The sequence below is a fragment of the Caballeronia sp. S22 genome, assembly GCF_964261745.1.
Lineage (GTDB): Bacteria > Pseudomonadota > Gammaproteobacteria > Burkholderiales > Burkholderiaceae > Caballeronia > Caballeronia jiangsuensis.
Map to the genome: position 1 here is coordinate 719,937 of NZ_OZ180038.1, position 18,256 is coordinate 738,192.

General features: G+C 64.9%; 22 protein-coding genes. 12 read left to right on the forward strand and 10 right to left on the reverse strand.

Features of this window, described 5'->3' with window-relative positions; genetic code table 11:
* Positions 1-19: 19 nt before the first annotated feature.
* On the reverse strand, positions 20-1,564 hold the full coding sequence (locus ACEN42_RS29955) for an MFS transporter (protein WP_371883327.1): 1,545 nt from the start codon (positions 1,562-1,564) through the stop codon (positions 20-22).
* A gap of 105 nt (positions 1,565-1,669) precedes the next feature.
* Here ACEN42_RS29955 and ACEN42_RS29960 point away from each other — a divergent pair, with 105 nt between their 5' ends.
* Entirely contained in the window at positions 1,670-2,539 is an 870-nt protein-coding gene (locus tag ACEN42_RS29960) for a LysR family transcriptional regulator (RefSeq protein ID WP_238294557.1), read from the forward strand.
* On the opposite strand, the gene ACEN42_RS29965 is transcribed toward ACEN42_RS29960, so the two are convergent.
* A complete protein-coding gene (locus ACEN42_RS29965; protein ID WP_371883328.1) occupies positions 2,534-3,712 on the reverse strand; it encodes a polysaccharide pyruvyl transferase family protein in 1,179 nt (392 codons plus the stop codon). The genes ACEN42_RS29960 and ACEN42_RS29965 overlap by 6 nt on opposite strands.
* 124 nt (positions 3,713-3,836) lie before the next feature.
* Between ACEN42_RS29965 and ACEN42_RS29970 the strand changes: the two genes are divergently transcribed.
* Positions 3,837-4,004: a hypothetical protein gene (locus tag ACEN42_RS29970; RefSeq protein ID WP_371883329.1), complete on the forward strand. Its 168-nt coding sequence runs from the start codon at positions 3,837-3,839 to the stop codon at positions 4,002-4,004.
* Positions 4,005-4,026: 22 nt separating this feature from the next.
* On the forward strand, positions 4,027-4,422 hold the full coding sequence (locus tag ACEN42_RS29975) for a hypothetical protein (protein ID WP_371883330.1): 396 nt from the start codon (positions 4,027-4,029) through the stop codon (positions 4,420-4,422).
* A 124-nt stretch (positions 4,423-4,546) separates the two neighbouring features.
* Here the strand turns inward: ACEN42_RS29975 and ACEN42_RS29980 are convergent, their stop codons facing one another.
* Positions 4,547-5,023, reverse strand: coding sequence for a glycine zipper 2TM domain-containing protein (locus tag ACEN42_RS29980; protein ID WP_238294478.1), 477 nt, complete (start codon positions 5,021-5,023; stop codon positions 4,547-4,549).
* Positions 5,024-5,204: 181 nt separating this feature from the next.
* Between ACEN42_RS29980 and ACEN42_RS29985 the strand changes: the two genes are divergently transcribed.
* The 3 genes from ACEN42_RS29985 (at position 5,205) to ACEN42_RS29995 (ending at position 7,795) form a co-directional block, all read left to right on the forward strand.
* Entirely contained in the window at positions 5,205-5,963 is a 759-nt protein-coding gene (locus ACEN42_RS29985) for a hypothetical protein (RefSeq protein WP_371883331.1), read from the forward strand.
* Between the two features lie 249 nt (positions 5,964-6,212).
* Positions 6,213-7,481, forward strand: a complete 1,269-nt coding sequence (locus tag ACEN42_RS29990) for a sorbosone dehydrogenase family protein (protein ID WP_371883332.1) — start codon at positions 6,213-6,215, stop codon at positions 7,479-7,481.
* On the forward strand, positions 7,478-7,795 hold the full coding sequence (locus tag ACEN42_RS29995) for a cytochrome c (RefSeq protein ID WP_371883333.1): 318 nt from the start codon (positions 7,478-7,480) through the stop codon (positions 7,793-7,795). The genes ACEN42_RS29990 and ACEN42_RS29995 overlap by 4 nt, the downstream gene beginning before the upstream one ends.
* A 186-nt stretch (positions 7,796-7,981) precedes the next feature.
* On the opposite strand, the gene ACEN42_RS30000 is transcribed toward ACEN42_RS29995, so the two are convergent.
* The 4 genes from ACEN42_RS30000 to ACEN42_RS30015 all read right to left on the reverse strand — a co-directional run bounded on the left by ACEN42_RS30000 (position 7,982) and on the right by ACEN42_RS30015 (position 11,147).
* The gene (locus ACEN42_RS30000) at positions 7,982-9,025 is read right to left on the reverse strand and encodes a YhcG family protein (protein WP_371883982.1); all 1,044 of its coding nucleotides are present in this window, start codon (positions 9,023-9,025) and stop codon (positions 7,982-7,984) included.
* 333 nt (positions 9,026-9,358) lie between these two features.
* A complete protein-coding gene (locus tag ACEN42_RS30005) occupies positions 9,359-9,541 on the reverse strand; it encodes a hypothetical protein (RefSeq protein ID WP_035507079.1) in 183 nt (60 codons plus the stop codon).
* A gap of 124 nt (positions 9,542-9,665) precedes the next feature.
* The gene (locus ACEN42_RS30010; protein ID WP_371883334.1) at positions 9,666-10,334 is read right to left on the reverse strand and encodes a glutathione S-transferase family protein; all 669 of its coding nucleotides are present in this window, start codon (positions 10,332-10,334) and stop codon (positions 9,666-9,668) included.
* Positions 10,335-10,349: 15 nt separating this feature from the next.
* Positions 10,350-11,147, reverse strand: a complete 798-nt coding sequence (locus ACEN42_RS30015; RefSeq protein ID WP_371883335.1) for an enoyl-CoA hydratase/isomerase family protein — start codon at positions 11,145-11,147, stop codon at positions 10,350-10,352.
* A gap of 343 nt (positions 11,148-11,490) precedes the next feature.
* Between ACEN42_RS30015 and modA the strand changes: the two genes are divergently transcribed.
* The 3 genes from modA to modC are packed head-to-tail and all read left to right on the forward strand — an operon-like array spanning position 11,491 to position 14,073.
* Positions 11,491-12,246, forward strand: coding sequence for a molybdate ABC transporter substrate-binding protein (gene modA / locus ACEN42_RS30020; protein ID WP_371883983.1), 756 nt, complete (start codon positions 11,491-11,493; stop codon positions 12,244-12,246).
* Between the two features lie 8 nt (positions 12,247-12,254).
* On the forward strand, positions 12,255-12,935 hold the full coding sequence (gene modB, locus ACEN42_RS30025) for a molybdate ABC transporter permease subunit (protein ID WP_035507089.1): 681 nt from the start codon (positions 12,255-12,257) through the stop codon (positions 12,933-12,935).
* Entirely contained in the window at positions 12,928-14,073 is a 1,146-nt protein-coding gene (gene modC, locus ACEN42_RS30030; protein WP_371883336.1) for a molybdenum ABC transporter ATP-binding protein, read from the forward strand. The genes modB and modC overlap by 8 nt, the downstream gene beginning before the upstream one ends.
* Here modC and ACEN42_RS30035 read toward each other — a convergent pair.
* A complete protein-coding gene (locus tag ACEN42_RS30035) occupies positions 14,062-14,649 on the reverse strand; it encodes an NUDIX domain-containing protein (RefSeq protein WP_238210795.1) in 588 nt (195 codons plus the stop codon). The two genes, modC and ACEN42_RS30035, sit on opposite strands and share 12 nt — an antisense overlap.
* 31 nt (positions 14,650-14,680) lie before the next feature.
* Here ACEN42_RS30035 and ACEN42_RS30040 point away from each other — a divergent pair, with 31 nt between their 5' ends.
* From ACEN42_RS30040 to ACEN42_RS30050, 3 genes are all read left to right on the forward strand, one after another.
* Positions 14,681-15,484, forward strand: a complete 804-nt coding sequence (locus tag ACEN42_RS30040) for a DeoR/GlpR family DNA-binding transcription regulator (protein ID WP_371883337.1) — start codon at positions 14,681-14,683, stop codon at positions 15,482-15,484.
* A gap of 173 nt (positions 15,485-15,657) precedes the next feature.
* Positions 15,658-16,008, forward strand: coding sequence for a hypothetical protein (locus ACEN42_RS30045; protein WP_371883338.1), 351 nt, complete (start codon positions 15,658-15,660; stop codon positions 16,006-16,008).
* Between the two features lie 50 nt (positions 16,009-16,058).
* Positions 16,059-16,577, forward strand: coding sequence for a YMGG-like glycine zipper-containing protein (locus tag ACEN42_RS30050; protein WP_371883984.1), 519 nt, complete (start codon positions 16,059-16,061; stop codon positions 16,575-16,577).
* An 8-nt stretch (positions 16,578-16,585) separates the two neighbouring features.
* On the opposite strand, the gene ACEN42_RS30055 is transcribed toward ACEN42_RS30050, so the two are convergent.
* Both ACEN42_RS30055 and ACEN42_RS30060 read right to left on the reverse strand, forming a co-directional pair.
* Entirely contained in the window at positions 16,586-17,416 is an 831-nt protein-coding gene (locus ACEN42_RS30055) for a hypothetical protein (protein WP_371883339.1), read from the reverse strand.
* 18 nt (positions 17,417-17,434) lie between these two features.
* Positions 17,435-18,178 (reverse strand): lipoyl protein ligase domain-containing protein, encoded by a 744-nt coding sequence (locus tag ACEN42_RS30060; protein ID WP_371883340.1) that lies wholly within the window; start codon positions 18,176-18,178, stop codon positions 17,435-17,437.
* Positions 18,179-18,256: the final 78 nt, after the last annotated feature.

Sequence of the window (18,256 nt, forward strand, 5' to 3'; positions counted from 1 at the left end):
GCGAGCCGTTCAGCTCGCGTCATTCGGCCAGCGCCGATCCCGTCGCGCCGCCCTCGACAGTCGCACGGCCCGCGAGCAGCCAGACCGCCGCCGCGATCGTCAGCGCGCAAACGCCCGCCACGCCGAGCGATGCCGCGAAGCCGCTCGCGAAACTCTCCCGCGCGATCCGCATGATCGCCACGCCCTGCGGCCCGGCGAGGCTTCCGCCCGCATGCGCGAGATCGCCGGCGAGCAGGCGCGAGAGGAACGTGGCATCGAGCACGCGTTGCGGATCGGCGAGGCTCGACGCGTGGGTATCGAGCGCGGCGTGCGTGCGCGTCGCGAGCACGGCGCCCAGCACGCCCACCGACGTTACGATCGCGGTGAAGCGCGTCGTCGTGCTGATGCCTGAAGCCATGCCCGTGCGGTTCGGCGGCACGCAGGCCATGATCGCCTTCTGCGTATCGCCGTTGAGCACGCCCGCGCCGAGACCCGTGACGATCATGCCGACCGCGATCATCGCGTAACTCGACATGCCCGCGAAAAGCGCCGTCAGGAGATTGCCCGCGCCGATGGTCGCGAGGCCGAGCGTCAGAAGCATCATCGGAGGGACACGCCTGCTCAGCGACGCGCCGATATGCGGACCGACGACCATCGCGATCGCGAAGGGCAGCATTCCGAGGCCCGCGCGCACCGCCGGCAAGCCGAACGCGTTCTGCAAGTAGAGCGGCAGGAAGGTCATCATCACTTGCGCGCACGCCGCGTAGCCGAACATCGCGAGCACGGCGGCGACGAAGCGCGGCTGGCGGAACAGCGCGAGGTCGATCATCGCGTGTGCGCGCGAACGCTGCACCCGCACGAAAAAGATGAAGAGCACCACGCACGCGGCGAGGCGCGCCACAGTGCGCCAGTCCGTCCAGCCGTCGGCCTGCGCGTCGATCAGCGCCCAGATGCCGAGCGCGAGCGCGGCGGCAAAGAGCGCGCTGCCGGCGAGATCGAGCGATCCCGCATGTGGATTGCGCGATTCGCGCATGCCGCGCCAGGCGCATGTCGCGAGCACCGCGCAGATCGGCAGATTCATCAGGAAGATCCAGCGCCAGCCCGCCCATTGCGTGATGACGCCGCCGACGAGCGGCGCGATGGTCGTCGATACGCCCATGCACGTGCCCCACACCGCCCACGCGCGGGCGCGCGCCGCGCCTTCGTGAAACGTGTTCGCGATGATCGCGAGCGCGGACGTCAGCAGCATCGCTGCGCCGAGGCCCTTCGCCGCGCGCGCGAGGTTCAGCGCCAGCGCGGATGGCGCGAGGCCGCAACCGAGCGACGCCAGAGAGAACACGGCGAGGCCCGCGATCAGCATTTTCTTGCGGCCGATGCGGTCGGCGAGCGCGCCCGCGGGCAGCAGGCACGCGGCGAACGCGACCATGTACGCGCTGACGACCCATTCGACATCGGCGAAACCGGCGTGAAAATCGCGTGCGATGGACGGCAGCGCCACCGCGACGACGTTCGTGTCGAGCGTGATCAGCGCACACGTCGCGGACGCGGTGAGCAGGACGAAGCGGTTCCCGGATGTGTTCGACATGGCGTGCACGATGAAAGCGAAAGAGTCTTCCGATGCTAGTGGCGTCCGTCTTTCCTGTCATTGGCATAGAATCGTCGAATAATTATCGAATTCGTGAATACGGACATGCCTGTCGAGTTGCGTCATGTGCGCTGTTTTCTCAGCGTCGCCCGGCATCTGCATTTCGCGCGCGCGGCGGACGAGCTCGGCATCGCGCCGCCCGCGCTCACCAAGCAGATTCAGGAAGCCGAACGGCTGCTCGGCGTGCGGCTTTTTCATCGGACGAAGCGATCGGTCGCGCTGACGGCGGCCGGCGAGGCCTATCTCGGCGAGGCCGTCAGCGCACTCGATCATCTCGCGCGCGGTGCCGAACGCGCGGCGCTGGCGGAGCGCGGAGAACTGGGGAAGATCGTCATCGGCTATGTCGGGTCGGCGGTTTATTCGGGTGTGCTGCAGGCTACCGTGCGCGGTTTTCGGGCGCGTTATCCGCTCGTCGAGATTGGCATCGAGGAAATCGTGATGCGCGAGGCCGGCGCGCTGTTGATGGAAGGGCGCATCGATATCGCCTATGTGCGGCCACCGGTGCCGTACCCGGAAGGCGTCGAGGCGCGCACCGTGCATCGCGATGCGTTCATCGTCGCATTGCCGGCCGATTCGCCGCTGGCGGCGTCGAGCGTCATCACGCCGGCGCAACTGTGCGATCAGTCGTTCGTGGTGCCCGAGCAGGAATCCGGCACGCTCGAAGTGGCGCGGCGCGGGCGCTTCACGGCGCGGGTCGTCGCGCAGCCGGGCACGCTCGCGGACGTGCTCGCGCATGTGTCGCTGGGCGGCGATGTCGCTGTCGTGCCGCGCTCGCTCGCGCAGTGCGTGACGGTGCCGGGCGTGGAGTATCGGGAAATCGCAGGGAAAGCGGTGCCGTCGGAAGTGGCGATGGTCTACCGCCGCTTCGAGCGCGCGGCGGCGGTCAGGGCGTATCTGGATTTCGCGGCTTCATGACCGAAGCGCACACTGCGCGATAGGTTCGAATCCCGCGCGATACGCCTTCGCCAGCGACGATGCCTTGTCACGAAGCGTCGCGCGATCCATCGCCAGTGCGTCGCGCATCGCCGCATACAGGTCTGTGATCGGCACGACGCCCGGCGCGTCCGCGATCTCCCACGTCGACACATACGCGCGCTGCTTAGCGGCATCCGCGTGCTCGAAATTCACGCGCGGCAAGCCGTACGTCATCGCGACGATCCGGCCGTGCAGGCTGCTGCCCGCGAAACCATCGCTGTTCGCGATCAGCGCGCAGATGTCCCAGACGTTCAGCGACTCGAAGATCGTCACGTCCGCGTGGCGCATGCGTGCGGCGAGGCGCGCGTAGACCGCGATGTCGTCGTGCCACGGCGCCGCGCCCGTACGAAACAGCACGATGCCGAGCCCCGTCGTTTTGCCGAGCACATCCAGTTGATGCGCGATCTGCGCGAGCGTCGCGTCATCGCCGAAATCCGCGCTGAACTGAACCGCCAGATAGCCGCGGCGTGCGTCCGAATGTGTCCGGATGCGCGCATCGAAAAGCTCGGCGACCATCGATGCCGGGTCCGGCACGAGTTGCGCATCGATGCCCGCGCGCTTCAACGCGGCTTGCGTTTGCGCGTCCCGCACGCTGATCTGGTCAGCCGATCGAAGCTTGGTCAGCACTTCCTCGCGCAACGCGGCTTCGCGAGCGTCGAGCGTCGCGCCGCCGATCGCGTTGAAGCAGATCGCCGCGGCCTGCCCGAACGTCTCCCGGCCGATGACATAGGGCGCGAGCGCATCCGTTCCGAGTTCGGCGCGCGTCCATGCGTCGCGGTCTACCGCGCGCGAACCGTATCGGGCGATGCGGGTTTGCGCTTCTTCGGGCGTCTGTAGCATCACGGCCGCTTCCCATGCGTCGCACGTTAGCAGTTCGCCGCCCGCGTGAATCAGCGCGATGGGTTCGTCGCAGCAGCGCTTTGCCAGTTGCGAAAGCGCGGCGACGTCGTGACCGCCGCGCGCGCGCAAGTCGCGCCGCCCGCATCCGGCGAATATCGGTTCGACATCCGGACGACGCTCCGCAAGCAGATGCGCGACGACGTGCGCGAACAGCATGTCGCCGAAGTTGTGGCGATCGAATGCGCCGAAGATGACGATGCGCGGCTTCGACACGGAGCGAGCGTTTGCCAGATGGCCTCCTTTCGGGCAGCGGGAAAGACGCGGAGACGCGCCCTCACGATCGTCTAATTCTCCCCGATCAAACTTCCTCTCACACGCTGCATGACAGGAGGGAGAGATGAAGATCGAACCGACGCCCATCGTGGCCGCATCGCTGATCGCGGGGGACGGCGAGCGCGATGCATCGTCCGAAGACACGCGCGCCGACGCAATCGCCTCGCCCGAGCCGATGCGCTACGAAGACCTCCTGCCCTATCTGCTTTTGCCGATGGCCGGCGCGTATTGAATCCGAACCGCTGGAGCACCCGATGTTCATCCGAAACGGCGTCACGTATGAGTTCCATCACATGGGCATCCCGACGCGCGAGCCGCGCGAAGGCGAACGCTACAGCGCGCAGTTCCGCATGCATACGAGCGACGCCGATTGCGAACTCACGCGCGTGCAATATCACCGTTTCGAAGAAAGCAGCATGCTGCCCGAATTGATGCGTACCGTACCGCATGCCGCGTTCAAGGTCAGCGATCTGACGAAAGCGATCGAAGGCAAGCTCGTGCTGCTCGGCCCTTACGAACCGATCGACGGCTTTCGCGTCGCGGTGATTCGAGACGGCGAAGCGCCCGTCGAGCTGATCGAAACGACACTCACCGACGAGCAGATCTGGGATCGCGTGAAGAGCGGCACGCGGGCATCGATTTATCGTTGAAGCCAGGCGGCAGACACACGCACGAAAATTCAAGAGGCCGCTTCGATGAGCGGCCTCTTCTCGCGTTTCTAGGAGCCTTCGTGCGACGCAACCGGCCAGAGCCGGTTCGTCGTGGTGTACAGCGTCAGGCCGTCACGCGCGTGATGCCGCCGCTCGACAGGAGCCGCACGCGCTGGCCGGCATAGAACATCTGGCCATCGGCGGCCTGGGTGATCGCGCGCAGGTCGCCGTTGTCGAGCCGCACCGTGATCTCGAGTCCCTTCTGCCGTTCGAGATGGTCCTGCACCTGATCGCCCGCCACCGCGCCGGCCAGTCCACCGATCACGCCCGCGAGCAACGAGCCGTGTCCGCCCCCGACCGCGCTGCCCGCGACCGCGCCGAGCAGGCCGCCGCCGAGCGCACCGAGCGGGCTCGACTGGCCGTCGTTGTTTTCGATCGTCACGCCGCGCACGCTTTCGACGGTCGCCATGCGCACGGTTTCTTCGTGCTGCGTCTGCATGCTGTTGTACACGTCGGCGGAACTGCCCATCGACGCACAACCGCTCATCCCCACCGTGCAGGCGACGGCGAGCGCGCATACCGCGATAGTCGATTTGTTCATTTTTTGCTCCTCAGATCGGACGATGTCTTTGTTGGGTTCGGCTCGCGCTGCGTGTGTCGCGTTGCCATGGAATGCATCGTAAAGAGGCTGAATGAGCGCTGAATGATGGCGCGCGGCGCGCTTGACCTTCATGATTGAAGCGCTTATACAGAACTCTCACCGCTCGCGACCGGAGTCCTGAATGACAAGAAACGCGATTCCCCTGGTGGTTTGCGCCGTCGCTCTCGCTGCGTGTTCCACCGGCGGCTCCAACACGCCACCACCGCCCGGCACCACGACGACCACGCTGCCCTCAGGCGGCATCTACAAAGGCACGCTCAAAGGCAGCACCGCCGAAGCCACCCTGCTCATGCTCTTCGACGGCACCGCGTATCTCTTCTACGGCGGCGCGGGCGGCACGGGACTCGCAGGAGTCGCGGTCGCGAAGAACGGCGCGCAGTCGGGCAACGGGCGCTTCGCCAGCGACTCCGCATTCGACTACCGCATCGGCCGGGGGAGCGCATCGCCGGCCGTGTTCAACGCGGACTTCGCGCACGCGCCGGCTGTCGACGGAACCGTCGCGAACAAGGACGGCAGCGCGGGGCTTGCGTTCTCCGCCAGCGCCGCGACGATACTCGATATCGCGCCGACCCGCGCCAACCTCGGCGGACTGTATAGCGGGCGCGGCATGGCGCTCGGCGGCACGACGCAGACACGCATCACGATCGCGGGCGACGGCTATCTGGCCGGCACGACGACATCCGGCTGCATCTTCAAGGGCACGGCCGCGCCGCACGAAGGAGCGAACGCATACGACGTCTCGGTGACGTTCGGCCCCGCGCCCTGCCCGCTTCCCGATGCGACCGTGACCGGTAACGCGGTGCTCGACAGCGCGCGCCTCATTGTGGCGCTGCCGAGCCCGAATCGCTCCGACGTGTTTCTTTTCGACGGCCGGAAATAGATGCCGCATGGATCGCTGCGCGGCCCCGAAAATTAGTCATCCAATGCTTACATAAGCGTTTTCTATCCTAAGATTGTTTCACTGCAGGCAGCGTCGCGGCGTTCGCGTCCGGTCGTTTCCGGCCGCGCGCTTCGGCGATCGTAGTCGTATGTCGTTCAGTGCAATTTCCCAAGGAGTCTTGCTTTGCATGGAACCGGTCCACGGCGTCGAAGCGCCCGAACCGGTCGAAAACAACAGGAGACAAACCAGATGAATGCAACGCTGAAGCTTTTGCCGCTGGCCGTCGGTGCAATGTTCGCCTGCCTGCCGTATGCGAACGCCGCGCAGGACAACGTCAACACGCTTTCGAACTTCCGTCAGACCGGCAACGCCACGCCGGCGGAAACCGTCCCGCAAGCCGGCCAGACCGCCGACGCGCTGCGCAAGAATCTCGAACAGATCAAGCTGCCGCCGGGCTTCAAGATCGAGCTGTACGCGGTGGTGCCGGAAGCCCGCGCGATGGCGATCGAGCCTTCGACGGGCGTGGTGTTCGTCGGCACGCGCAAGAATCGCGTGTGGCAGGTGACCGATCGGACCAAGCAGCGCGTCGCGAGCGATGTGGTGCAGTTCGCGTCGTCGGTGACGTTCAAGGTGCCCAATGGCGTGTGCTTCTCGCCGGACGGCGTGCTCTACGTGGTCGAGCAGAATCGCGTGCTGGGCTTCCCGGCCGCGCAGTTCTTCGGCGAAGGCGGACCGGATGTCGCGGCGGCGGTCGTCGTCCCGCAGGGCAAGCTGATTCCGACGCAGTTCGAAAGCTTCAATCACGGCGCGCGCTACTGCCGCATCGGGCCGGACAAGAAGCTGTACGTCGCGCTCGGCCAGCCGTGGAACGTGCCGCCGAAGGACAAGCTCACGGAGCTCGATCGCAACGGGCTCGCCGGCATCATCCGTCTGGATCAGGACGGCAAGAACCGCGAAGTGTATGCGCATGGCGTGCGCAATTCGGTCGGCCTCGATTTCAATCCGAAGGACAAGACGCTCTGGTTCACCGATAACCAGGTCGACGGCATGGGCGACGACATCCCGCCCGGCGAGCTGAACCACGCGACCAAGGGCGGCGAGAATTTCGGCTTCCCGTGGTACGGCGGCGGCAAGGTGCGCACGGTCGAGTACAAGGATCAGAATCCGCCGGCGGGCGTCGTTTTCCCGCAGGTCGAGTTCGCCGCGCACGCCGCCGATCTCGGCATGTCGTTCTATAACGGCAAGATGTTCCCGCAGAAGTATCAGGGCGGCGTCTTCGATGCGGAGCACGGCTCCTGGAACCGCACCAAGCCGATCGGCGCGCGCCTCATGTTCATCCCGATCAAGGACGACGGCACCGCCGGCGAAGCGGAAGTCTTCGCGGAAGGCTGGCTCACGTCGACCGGCGAGTACATGGGCCGCCCCGTCGACGTGCAGATGCTGCAGGACGGCTCGCTGCTCGTCTCCGACGATTACGCGGGCGCGATCTATCGCATCTCGTATACGGGGGCCAAATGAGGAGCGCGTTGACGGCGGCAATGCTGGCGAGCGTGCTCGCGGCGGTGTCGCACGCCGCGTTCGCCGCCGGCGATGTCAAAGCCGGGCGTGCGAAAGCGACGGCATGCGCGGCGTGTCACGGCATCGACGGCATGTCGAAACTGCCGGAAGCGCCCAATCTCGCCGGGCAGACGGAGGAATATCTCGTGAAGGCGCTCAACGATTTCCGCTCGGGCGAGCGCAAGAACGAGATGATGTCGATGATGGCGAAAACCTTGTCGGACGCGGATGTCGCCAATCTGGCGGCGTACTACCACAGCCTCGGCAAGCAGTGAACGGCGACAAAGTGTTGCAAATTTGCTGCGGTACAAATCCGATTGCGATTTTTTTTGTTTTAGGTGTTGACTCGGAGGCTTAAGGGTTTATACTTACACCTGTCTCCTCCATGTCTCAACCGATGTGGATTCAAGCCCGCTCAACTGAAGCGGGCTTTTTTTTGGCCTTTTTTCCCACTCTCTGCGCTAGCGCTCGTCCGGCATTTCACCGCGCAATTCGGCCTCGATCCGGTCTATCGACGGCAGCGTGGTCTCCAGCGACGCCGGAACTTCCCGAAGCAGTTGATATTCGGCCACGCCTATCGGGTTAGCGACGCCTCGCAGCGCATATTCGGCGACGAGCCGGTTCTTCTCCTTGCACAGCAAAAGCCCGATCGTCGGCTGATCGTCGGGCGCTTTGAGTTGCGCATCGACGGCGGACAGGTAGAAATTGAGCTGGCCCGCGTATTCCGGTTTGAACGGCGTCGTTTTCAGTTCGACGACCACGTAGCAGCGCAGCTTCAGGTGGTAGAAGAGCAGATCGATGAAAAACTCGTCGCCGCCCACGTCGAGCCGGTATTGCCGGCCGACAAAAGCAAAACCCGCCCCCAGTTCCAGCAGAAACCGCGTGATGTGACGCGTGAGCGCCTGTTCGATATCGCGTTCCTGCGCGTTCTCGGTCAATCCGAGGAAATCGAAGATATACGGATCTTTCAGCGCGTCGCGCGCCAGATCGGATTGCGGCGGCGGCAGCCGCTCGCCAAAATTCGTGACGGCGCTACCGTTGCGCGCGTGCGCGAGAGTCTCGATCTGCATCACGAGAACCTGACGCGACCAGCCGTGCTCGAGCGCCTTTGCCGCGTACCAGCTCCGGTCGTCAGGGTTCTTCAGCTTGTCCAGCAGTGTGCAGAGATGGAACCACGGCAATTGTGCAGCAGGCTGCTGCACGAATTCCTCGTCCGGCCACGCCTGCGCCAGTGCGCGCATGTACTTGAGATTACGCACCGAGAAGCCGCGCATGTCGGGAAACGCGGATTTCAGGTCACGCGCGAGCTGATCGATGACGCCGGCACCCCAGCCTTGTCGTCGCTGGCGATCCAGAATGTCGCGACCAATTTGCCAATACAACGTGACGAGTTCGCGGTTCGCGCTGGCTGCGGCACGCTGGCGCGCCCGCTCGACGCGTAGTTTCAGATCGGCGAGCCAACGCCGGTAATCGTCGCCCCAGACGGTGGAAAGATTGGCGGTCATGCAGTTCTGGTTCGACGCCGGCTGTTCTGGAGCGGTCATTATCGACGGATTCGACCGGTCGGAACATGTCGCCCACGCAACCGCGCCTCTCCCCGGCGAGGCGCGGCTGCGATTCTGGCGATCGCGTATTGCTGCGTCTGTGGTGGTCTCCCGACGCGCCCCTCGCGCAAGGCTTGGGGTTACCTTCCCAGGCTCTTAGGCCTCGATGCTTTATGTTGTCCACAGTTTTCGTGCACAAGCCTGTGGATATCGTTCTGGGTTTTGCTGCAACGCATTGATTCGACAACGCTTACACCCACCGCCCAGCGACGCGCCCCGTTCGCGCCCGCCGGCTTAGTCGGCGTTCGGCATGCAGGACGCGAGGATCGCGTCGATGCGATTCATCTCGATGCTGAAAATCGACTGCGGCGCGGTGGCGTTCAGTTCGTCCGCGGCGGAGCGCGGCAGCGCCATCGCAATAGTGGCCGTCGCGAGCAGCGCAACAACCACCGACAGGAACCAGGAAATAAAGGCCATCGCCAACCTCGTCAAGAAAAGTCTCTCTGAATCGGCGCGCGTGAACGTCAGCGCGTGATGTGAAGAGTACGGCCGCGCGATGCTTCGCACAGCCCTCCGGACGGGGGGACTTGAAGGAGGGTAACTACGGACGCAAGCGCGGCGAGGGCGTGGTCGAAACGTCTTGCGCGAGCGCCGCGGCTTCCTGCGCGCGTATCGCGCGGAGAAAGCCTTCGCGTTCGCGCAGGCGGCGCCAGTACGCGGCAATCGATGGCGCGAAGCCTTCGCTCAAATCGAGAAACTCCGCGAGCATCAGCGCATAGCCGACGGAAATGTCCGCCGCCGTGAAGCGCCCCGCGCACAGATAATCTTGCGCGTCGAGAAGCGGCGCGAGCGTGCGCAGGCGTGCGTGGAACCAGCGCGCGTAGTCATCGACGATTTGCGGCTGCAAGCGCTCCGGCGGCTCCAGATGCGCATAGCGCAGAACGAGCGTCTGCGGAAAGGTGAGCGTCGCCTCGCCGAAATGCAGGAAGTTGAGATAGCGGCCGAAATCCGCCTCGTGCGGCGCGACATCGAGCGCGCCCGGCGAATAGCGCGCCGCCAGATACTGGCAAATCGCCGACGATTCGGTCATGAAGAGCGCGCCGTCCTCGAACGCGGGAATCGTGCCGAGCGGATTCACGTCCTTGAAATCGCGAGCGAACACACGCGGCGGAAACGGCAACATCTTCAGTTCATAGGGCACGCCGATCTCTTCCAGCGCCCACAGCGGCCGGAACGAGCGCGCGCTCACGCAGTGATGCAGCGTAATCACGTCGATATGCTCCGCTCAGCCGAGCCAGGAAGGCTTGCGCTTTTCGAGGAAACTGCGCACGCCTTCGCGACCTTCGTCCGATGCGCGAATCCGCGCGATGCGTTCGGCGGTCTCCCCGATCAATGCTTCGTCGATATTCTTGTCCGCGAAATCCGCGACGAGTCGCTTGCATTCGCGCACGCCGTTCGGGCTGTTCGCGGCGATGCTCGCGGCGATCGCATCGACGCAGGCATCGAGTTGATCGGCGGCGACGGCTTCATGTACAAAGCCCAGTCGCAGCGCTTCGGCGGCATCGAAGCGTTCCGCCGTCACGAAGTACCGATGCGCCGCGCGCGCGCCCATGGCGCGGATCACGTAGGGCGCGATTGTCGCGGGCATCAGGCCGAGCTTCGCTTCGGAGAGACAGAAGTGCGCCGTATCCGCCGCAACCGCGATGTCGCACACCGCGACGAGCCCCATGCCGCCCGCATAGGCGTCGCCCTGCACGCGCGCGATCACGGGCTTGCTGCATGCGTAGATCGTGTTGAGCATGGTCGCGAGGCCGAGCGCATCGGCGCGGTTCTCCGCTTCCGAATAGCCCGCCATGCGCTTCATCCAGTTGAGATCGGCGCCCGCGCAGAACGCCGGGCCGCTCGCGGCGAGCACGATGACGCGCACGTTGGCGTCGTCGTCGAGCGCGCGGAAGGCGGCGGTCAGTTCGACGATGGTCGCGTCGTCGAAGGCGTTGCGCACGTCGGGGCGATCGAGCGTCACGCGTGCGACGTGCCCTTCGATGCCGAGCTTCAGGCGTTGCAGATTCGATGCGTCGGTCACGGTGTCGTCTCCCTGATGTACTCGACTTGAGCGTTACTCAATTTATATAGGCAGCCTGTCGGCGTTGATCGTTTAGTGTCTTCGAAAAACGCGCAAAACGTCAACTCAATTCTTTGAGCCTCACTCACAATTCGGCGATGCGACAATCATCCGACGAGACTCATACCCAACATGTCATAAAGCGAGCATGCGCCGACGTAATATAGTCGTATATATTACGGTGCTCGCGGAACCGTACTGCCGCACGCTCGCGGCCTCCAACGTGCCGTCCAAGATCGATCCATAAACAGAATTTCAACTCGATTCCAAGGAGTTTTACGTGAAGACTCGTATTTTGCGCGCTCTGCTTTCCGCCTTCGTTCCGTTGGCCGTCGGCGTCAACGCGGGCATCGCCGCCACGCCGGCGCTTGCGGGCGAAGTGCAGGTCGCGGTCGCCGCCAACTTCACGGCGCCCGTGCAGGCAATCGCCGCCGACTTCGAGAAGGATACGGGCAACAAGGTCGTCGCATCCTTCGGCGCGACGGGTCAGTTCTACGCGCAAATCAAGAACGGCGCACCGTTCGAAGTGTTCCTCGCCGCCGACGATTCCACGCCCGCCAAGCTCGACAGCGAAGGCGCGACGGTGCCCGGCAGCCGCTTCACCTATGCGACGGGCGCGCTCGCGCTGTGGTCCGCGAAAGACGGTTACGTCGACGACAAGGGCGAAGTGCTGAAGAAGAACGACTTCCGGCATATCGCGATCGCCAATCCGAAGGCCGCGCCTTACGGCCTCGCGGGCTATCAGACGCTCGACAAGCTCGGACTAACCGCCGAGATCAAGCCGAAGGTCGTCGAAGGTCAGAACATCTCGCAGACGCAGCAGTTCGTCGCGACGGGCAATGCGGAACTCGGCTTCGTCGCGCTGTCGCAGATCTACAAAGACGGCAAGATCACGAGCGGCTCGGCGTGGATCGTCCCGTCCGATCTGCATGAGCCGATCAAGCAGGACGCCGTGATCCTGAACAAGGGTAAGGACAATCCGGTCGCGAAGCAGTTCATCGATTATCTGAAGGGCCCGAAAGCCGCCGCGGTGATCAAGTCCTACGGCTATCAACTGTAATTCCGCCGATGCCGCTCGATAGCGCCGATCTCCAGGCCATCACGCTGACGCTCGAACTGGCGTCGCTGACGACGGTGCTTCTGCTCCTCGTCGGCACGCCGATCGCGTGGTGGCTCACGCATACGCGCTCGAAGGTGAAAGGCATCGTCGGCGCGGTGGTGGCGTTGCCGCTCGTGCTGCCGCCGACCGTCATCGGCTTCTATCTGCTCGTGCTGATGGGACCGAACGGTTATGTCGGCAAGCTGACGCAGGCGCTCGGCATCGGCCTGTTGCCGTTCACGTTCACCGGGCTCGTGGTCGGCTCGGTGATCTATTCGTTGCCCTTCGTCGTGCAGCCGTTGCAGAACGCGTTCGAAGCAATCGGCCGCCGTCCGCTCGAAGCCGCCGCGACGCTGCGCGCCGGTCCGTGGGACACGTTCTTCGCGGTGGCGCTGCCGCTCGCGCGGCCGGGCATCGTCACGGCGACGATTCTCGGCTTCGCCCATACCGTCGGCGAATTCGGCGTCGTGCTGATGATCGGCGGCAATATTCCGGGGCGCACGCGCGTCGTGTCCGTGCAGATTTTCGATCACGTCGAGGCGCTCGAATACGCCCAGGCGCACTGGCTCGCCGGCGGCATGGTGGTATTCTCGTTCGTCGTTCTTCTCATGCTCTACTCCAGCCGACGTTCCGTTGCGGCTCATGTCTGAACTCACTTCCTCCCGTCTGACGCTCGGCCGCGCGCACACCCGTTCCGACGGAGCCATCGCGGCGCGCTTTCTCGTCGAACACAAGGGCTTCACGTTCGATCTCGATCTCACGCTGCCCGGGCGCGGCGTCACCGCGATCTTCGGCCATTCCGGTTCCGGCAAGACCACGCTCCTGCGATGTCTCGCGGGGCTCGCTCGGCCGCGCGTCGGGCGGCTCGTCGTCAATGGCGAAGTGTGGCTCGATACCGATCGCAACATCTTTCTGCCGACGCACAAGCGGCCGCTCGGCTATGTCTTTCAGGAAGCAAGCCTCTTTCCGCATCTGAGCGTGAAGAAGAACCTGCGCTTCGGGCTCGATCGCGTTCAGGCGACGGAGCGGCGCGTGGATCTGTCGCAGGCGGCGGAACTGCTCGGCATCGGGCATTTGCTGGAGCGCATGCCCGCCGGTTTGTCGGGCGGCGAGCGGCAGCGCGTGGGCATCGCGCGGGCGCTCCTGACGAGCCCGCGTCTACTCCTGCTCGACGAACCGCTCGCGTCGCTCGATCAGAAGCGCAAGCTCGAAATCCTTCCGTATCTGGAACGCCTGCACGACGAGCTGGATATCCCCGTGCTCTACGTGAGCCACGCGCCGGAAGAAGTCGCGCGCCTCGCGGATCATCTCGTGCTGCTCGAAGGCGGCCGCGCACTCGCGAGCGGCCCGATCGCCGATACGCTCGCACGCCTCGACCTGCCGCTCGCGGTCGCCGACGATGCATCGGTCGTGTTCGAAGGCATCGTCGATGGATACGACAGCGCCTACGGCCTGCTCACGCTCGCGTTGCCGGGTTCGCGCGCGAAGCTCGCCGTCGTGCATGCGCCCGTTGCAGAAGGCAAATCGATGCGCGTGGCCGTGAAGGCGCGCGACGTGAGTCTCATCACGGGCACGCACGAACATGAACGCAGCAGCGTGCTCAATGTGCTGCCCGCGACGGTCGTCGGCATTGCGAACGACGCCAATCCGTCGCAAGCCGTGGTGCGTCTCGATGTCGATGGCTCGCCGCTGCTCGCGCGCGTCACGCGCTATTCGATGGACCGGCTCGCGATCGTCGAAGGCATGCGCTTGTGGGCGCAGGTCAAGGCGGTGTCACTACTCGCCTGAGCGCGCTTTCAGCGCGGCGTATTGCAGGAGCATGATCGTCTTGCCGTCCATGATCTCGCCGCGCTCGATCATCTGCATGGCGGTTTGCAGCGGCACTTCGATCGTCTCGATCTCCTCGCCCTCTTCCTCGACGCCGCCGCCCGCCGACACGCGCATCGAGCCGTCGTAATCGCCGATATAGAAGTAGAGCTTCTCCGTCACCGATCCGGGACTCATGAACGCCTCGAAGATCTTTTCGACGTGATGCACCCGGTAGCCCGTTTCCTCTTCCACTTCAACGCGGATGCGCTCTTCCGGCGTTGCGTCGTCGAGCAGGCCGCCGGGCGTTTCGATCAGCATGCCGTCGTGTCCATTGACGAACGCGGGCATGCGGAACTGGCGCGTCAGCAGCACGTTGCCGGTCTTGCGGTCGCGCAGCAGGATGGTCGCGCCGTTGCCACGGTCATAGGTTTCGCGGCTTTGACGCTGCCATGCGCCGTCGCGACGCTGGAAATCGAAGGTCACTTTCCTGAGGACGTACCAGTCGTCAGACAGCACTTCGGTTTTGAGGATGCGCACGCGCTCTTTCGTTTCCATCGGATCACCTGTTCGACAACTCGTTGGACTCATGGTAACGTGCATTTTCGTGCAACATCAAGATAATTCGTGCAATCACATGTTGACCAGCCAACGCAAGAAAGCGATCCTCGACGCCCTGAAGCGCGACGGCCAGGTGCTCGCGACGGAACTGAGCGCGCGTTTCGGCGTTTCCGAGGACACCGTGCGGCGCGACCTGCGCGAGCTCGCCGCGGAAGGGCTGCTGCAGCGCGTACATGGCGGCGCACTGCCCGCTTCGCCGGCGGTCGCGCCGTTCGCGCGGCGCGAGGAAATGGAATCGGACGCGAAACGACGCATCGCGAGGAAAGCGGCGGAAATGATCGCGCCGGGACAGGTCGTGATTGTGGATGGCGGCACGACCTCCGCATTGCTCGTGCGTCAACTGCCGGAGAATCTGCGTGCGACGATCGTCACGCATAGCCCGAGCGTCGCGGTTGCGCTGGCGGAGCATGCATCGGTGGAAGTCGTGCTGATCGGCGGCAAGCTCTACAAGCATTCGATCGTTACCGTGGGCGCGGCCGCCGTCGAAGCCATGTCGCACATCCATGCCGATATCTATTTCATGGGCGTGACCGGCGTGCATCCGACGGCCGGACTCACCACCGGTGATTTCGAGGAAGCGCACATCAAGCGCGCGCTCGCGGCGCGCGCGGCGGAAACCGTCGTGCTCGCGTCGGCGGCGAAGCTCAATGCGGCGTCGGCTTACAAGATCGGCGGGATCGAGCTCGCGCAGACGATCATCGTCGAAGAAGCAGCCGACACGAAGCTGACGGAGCCGATCGAACAGGCCGGAATTACCGTGCTGCGCGCCTGAATCCGCGACAATTTCTTACCGGGTAACGCGCCGAAAAATACCGGACCGCTCGTGTAATTGAATTTCTCCGGCAAGTGGAATAGCGTTGAAAGATGCGCCATGTCCAGTCAACAGCGGAGGTCGGTTTTCTGTTATAGGCATCGACACCGCAAACAATTTTTCTGGAGAAGGTCGTGAATCGCCTGAAGGCTTTTATCGCGCTATCGCTGATCGCGAGCGCCGGCGTGACCGCCAACGCGTACGCATGGGCGCGCGTCGGCGTGTGGGTCGGCGGACCCGTGTATTACCCGTACCCCGTCGCACCCGTCCCGTACTACTACTATCCGCCGCCGCCCGTGGTCGTCCAGCCGTCAGCGCCGGTCCAGTATGTCGAGCAGGGCCAGGCCGCCGCCGATTCGGGCGCGCCCGCCCAGCAAGCCGGCATGTGGTACTACTGCGACTCCGCGAGGGCCTACTACCCGTACGTGAAGCAATGTTCCGACGCGTGGCGTCCGGTTCCGGCTACGCCGCCGCCGTCGAACTGATGCCTTTTCTGCGCCCCGAAACAGACAACGAAGCGAATTCGCAAGACTCCATGAACTACTCAAGGCTTGCCCTGCTCCTCACGGCAATCGGCCTTTCGGCCTGCACCGTGATGCCTACCGGCCCGAGCGTGATGGCGCTGCCCGGCAGCACCAAAACGTTCGACCAGTTCCGCGCCGACGATTCCTCATGCCGCCAGTTCGCCCTCAATCAGGTCGGCGGCGTCGATGCCAATCAGGCGGCAACCAATAGCGCGGTCGGCAGCGCGGTCGTCGGCACGGCGCTCGGCGCGGCGGCGGGCGCGGCGTTCGGCGGCGGCTCGGGCGCGGCCATCGGCGCGGGAGCGGGCTTGCTGACCGGCAGCGCGTTCGGCGTCGGCGCATCGCAGGCATCGGGATACAACGTGCAGCAGCGCTACGATTACGCCTATCTGCAATGCATGTACGCCGCCGGCGACAAGGTGCCGGTGCGCGGCGCGACGCGCACCGTCCAGCCTTCCGGCGCTTACAGCACCACGCCACCGCCGCCGCCTCCGCCGCCGGGCTGGCAGCCGCCGCCCGGAACGTACTGACGGATTCGTCAGCGCCGCACGCGCCGGTCGTCGTCGACGGCGTTCAGCGGCGCGCCGGGCACGAACGCCGGTGCGACGAGCAGGCCCGTCACCCAGCCGATGTAAAACCGCAAGTCGCTCCAGAATTCCGATCGTTCATAAACGCGAAACGCCTCCACGTGCGCGAGCCATAGCACGAGTTGCAGCGCGCCGGTCAGCACGAGCCAGGCGAGCGCGATCACACCGGTCGCGCGGGCGCAGCGCCTGAACGTCGACGCATCCCATTGTTCCCGCACGATGATGCATCCCGCGATCAGCACGCCGGTCGCCGGAATCACGCTCGTCACGAGCACGTGCGCGCTCCATCCGAATATCACGCCCGCCACGAAGCTGACGATCACCGCGAGCGCCGCCACGGACCACGCGATCCACGACGGCGCGCGCGCCGCCATCCACGCCAGCGTGATGAAAAACGGTATGAGCGCCCATTGCAGCGCCTGCCCGACGGCTTTCGCGAGGTTTTCGCCCGCGTGCTCGTTCGAATGGCTCGCCGCGACGTACACGGTGATCGCTTCGTGCACGCACACGGCGACGATCGCGAAGCTCAGCGCCTCGCACGCGGCGAACGCGGGCGATTTCTCCGCGTGCTCGGGCGCATCGCCAAGACCGCGCACGCGTTCCAGCACCGGTTCGACGAAGAACGCCAGAATCGCGCCGATCAGCAGCGCGGCGGCAGCATCGGTCAGAGAGAAATGGCCAAAGACGGAAAAGAGACCCTGCCACAGAAATTCGGGCGCGGCCGCGCACACGGCCACCCACAGCGCGAAGAAGAACCCGTTCGAAGCACTTCTGAGCGGCATGGCCACCTCGATGCGTTTTTATTGTTCCGGCAGCGGCGCTTCCTTCACGCGGTCGATCAACGCCGTGCGCACGCGCTCGCGCAAGTCGGCGGGCATCGAAAAACATTCGTAGGCGAGCGCCTGCGCGACGGTCACGATGCGCATTTCCTCGTAGCGCCGCCCGCTTTCGATCATCGCTTCGAACGCGTTGGCGCGCTCGTTGATTTCGATCGGATCGGCATCGACGAGCAAAACGGCATGCGCGAGCACCGCGTAAAGCGGCTGATCCTTGTCGCCGTGCGGCACGCGCCGCCAGTACTGCGCCGTGCCCGCGACCTTGCGCGCGTCGTCGCCGGGGCCCCACGCGAGATTGAAGCGGCCGTCGCAGAAAGAGCCTTCGACGGCCTGCCAGTGCGTCAGCACGCCGAGCGAGTTGAGCGCATCCGCGAGAATCCTGCACAGATGCACGTAGACGGATTCGGTGCGCGTGCCCATCGGCGCGCGCACCGGATACGCGAGGCTCAGATTGAGAATGCCCGGACCTTGCGGCACGAGGCCGCCGCCCGACAGACGCAGCCACACGGGACAGCCGCGCTGCGCAAAAGCCTCGCGCGCATCGGAGAGCGCAGCGTAACGCTGATAGCTGCGCGGCACGACCAGCGAAACAGGTGCTTCCCAGACGTGCGCGACGGCCTCGCCGGCGGCCGCGCGTGAGAGAAGCGCTTCCTCGGCGTCGAGCGGATCGCCGGAAAGGGAAGCGGGATCGATCAGTTGGAAGGGCATGGCATCGATGTCCGGGCGCGTCGCGGGCGACGCCATCCAAGCATGGTAGCGAATAACCGCGACAAACGAGCGCGCCCC

Coding starts and splice junctions, on each gene's coding strand:
- ACEN42_RS29955 (WP_371883327.1), bottom strand. CDS start 1,564: ATGTCGAACACATCCGGGAACCGCTTCGTCCTGCTCACCGCGTCCGCG.
- ACEN42_RS29960 (WP_238294557.1), top strand. CDS start 1,670: ATGCCTGTCGAGTTGCGTCATGTGCGCTGTTTTCTCAGCGTCGCCCGG.
- ACEN42_RS29970 (WP_371883329.1), top strand. CDS start 3,837: ATGAAGATCGAACCGACGCCCATCGTGGCCGCATCGCTGATCGCGGGG.
- ACEN42_RS29975 (WP_371883330.1), top strand. CDS start 4,027: ATGTTCATCCGAAACGGCGTCACGTATGAGTTCCATCACATGGGCATC.
- ACEN42_RS29980 (WP_238294478.1), bottom strand. CDS start 5,023: ATGAACAAATCGACTATCGCGGTATGCGCGCTCGCCGTCGCCTGCACG.
- ACEN42_RS29985 (WP_371883331.1), top strand. CDS start 5,205: ATGACAAGAAACGCGATTCCCCTGGTGGTTTGCGCCGTCGCTCTCGCT.
- ACEN42_RS29990 (WP_371883332.1), top strand. CDS start 6,213: ATGAATGCAACGCTGAAGCTTTTGCCGCTGGCCGTCGGTGCAATGTTC.
- ACEN42_RS29995 (WP_371883333.1), top strand. CDS start 7,478: ATGAGGAGCGCGTTGACGGCGGCAATGCTGGCGAGCGTGCTCGCGGCG.
- ACEN42_RS30000 (WP_371883982.1), bottom strand. CDS start 9,025: ATGACCGCCAATCTTTCCACCGTCTGGGGCGACGATTACCGGCGTTGG.
- ACEN42_RS30005 (WP_035507079.1), bottom strand. CDS start 9,541: ATGGCCTTTATTTCCTGGTTCCTGTCGGTGGTTGTTGCGCTGCTCGCG.
- modB (WP_035507089.1), top strand. CDS start 12,255: ATGCCGCTCGATAGCGCCGATCTCCAGGCCATCACGCTGACGCTCGAA.
- modC (WP_371883336.1), top strand. CDS start 12,928: ATGTCTGAACTCACTTCCTCCCGTCTGACGCTCGGCCGCGCGCACACC.
- ACEN42_RS30035 (WP_238210795.1), bottom strand. CDS start 14,649: ATGGAAACGAAAGAGCGCGTGCGCATCCTCAAAACCGAAGTGCTGTCT.
- ACEN42_RS30040 (WP_371883337.1), top strand. CDS start 14,681: ATGGTAACGTGCATTTTCGTGCAACATCAAGATAATTCGTGCAATCAC.
- ACEN42_RS30050 (WP_371883984.1), top strand. CDS start 16,059: ATGAACTACTCAAGGCTTGCCCTGCTCCTCACGGCAATCGGCCTTTCG.
- ACEN42_RS30055 (WP_371883339.1), bottom strand. CDS start 17,416: ATGCCGCTCAGAAGTGCTTCGAACGGGTTCTTCTTCGCGCTGTGGGTG.
- ACEN42_RS30060 (WP_371883340.1), bottom strand. CDS start 18,178: ATGCCCTTCCAACTGATCGATCCCGCTTCCCTTTCCGGCGATCCGCTC.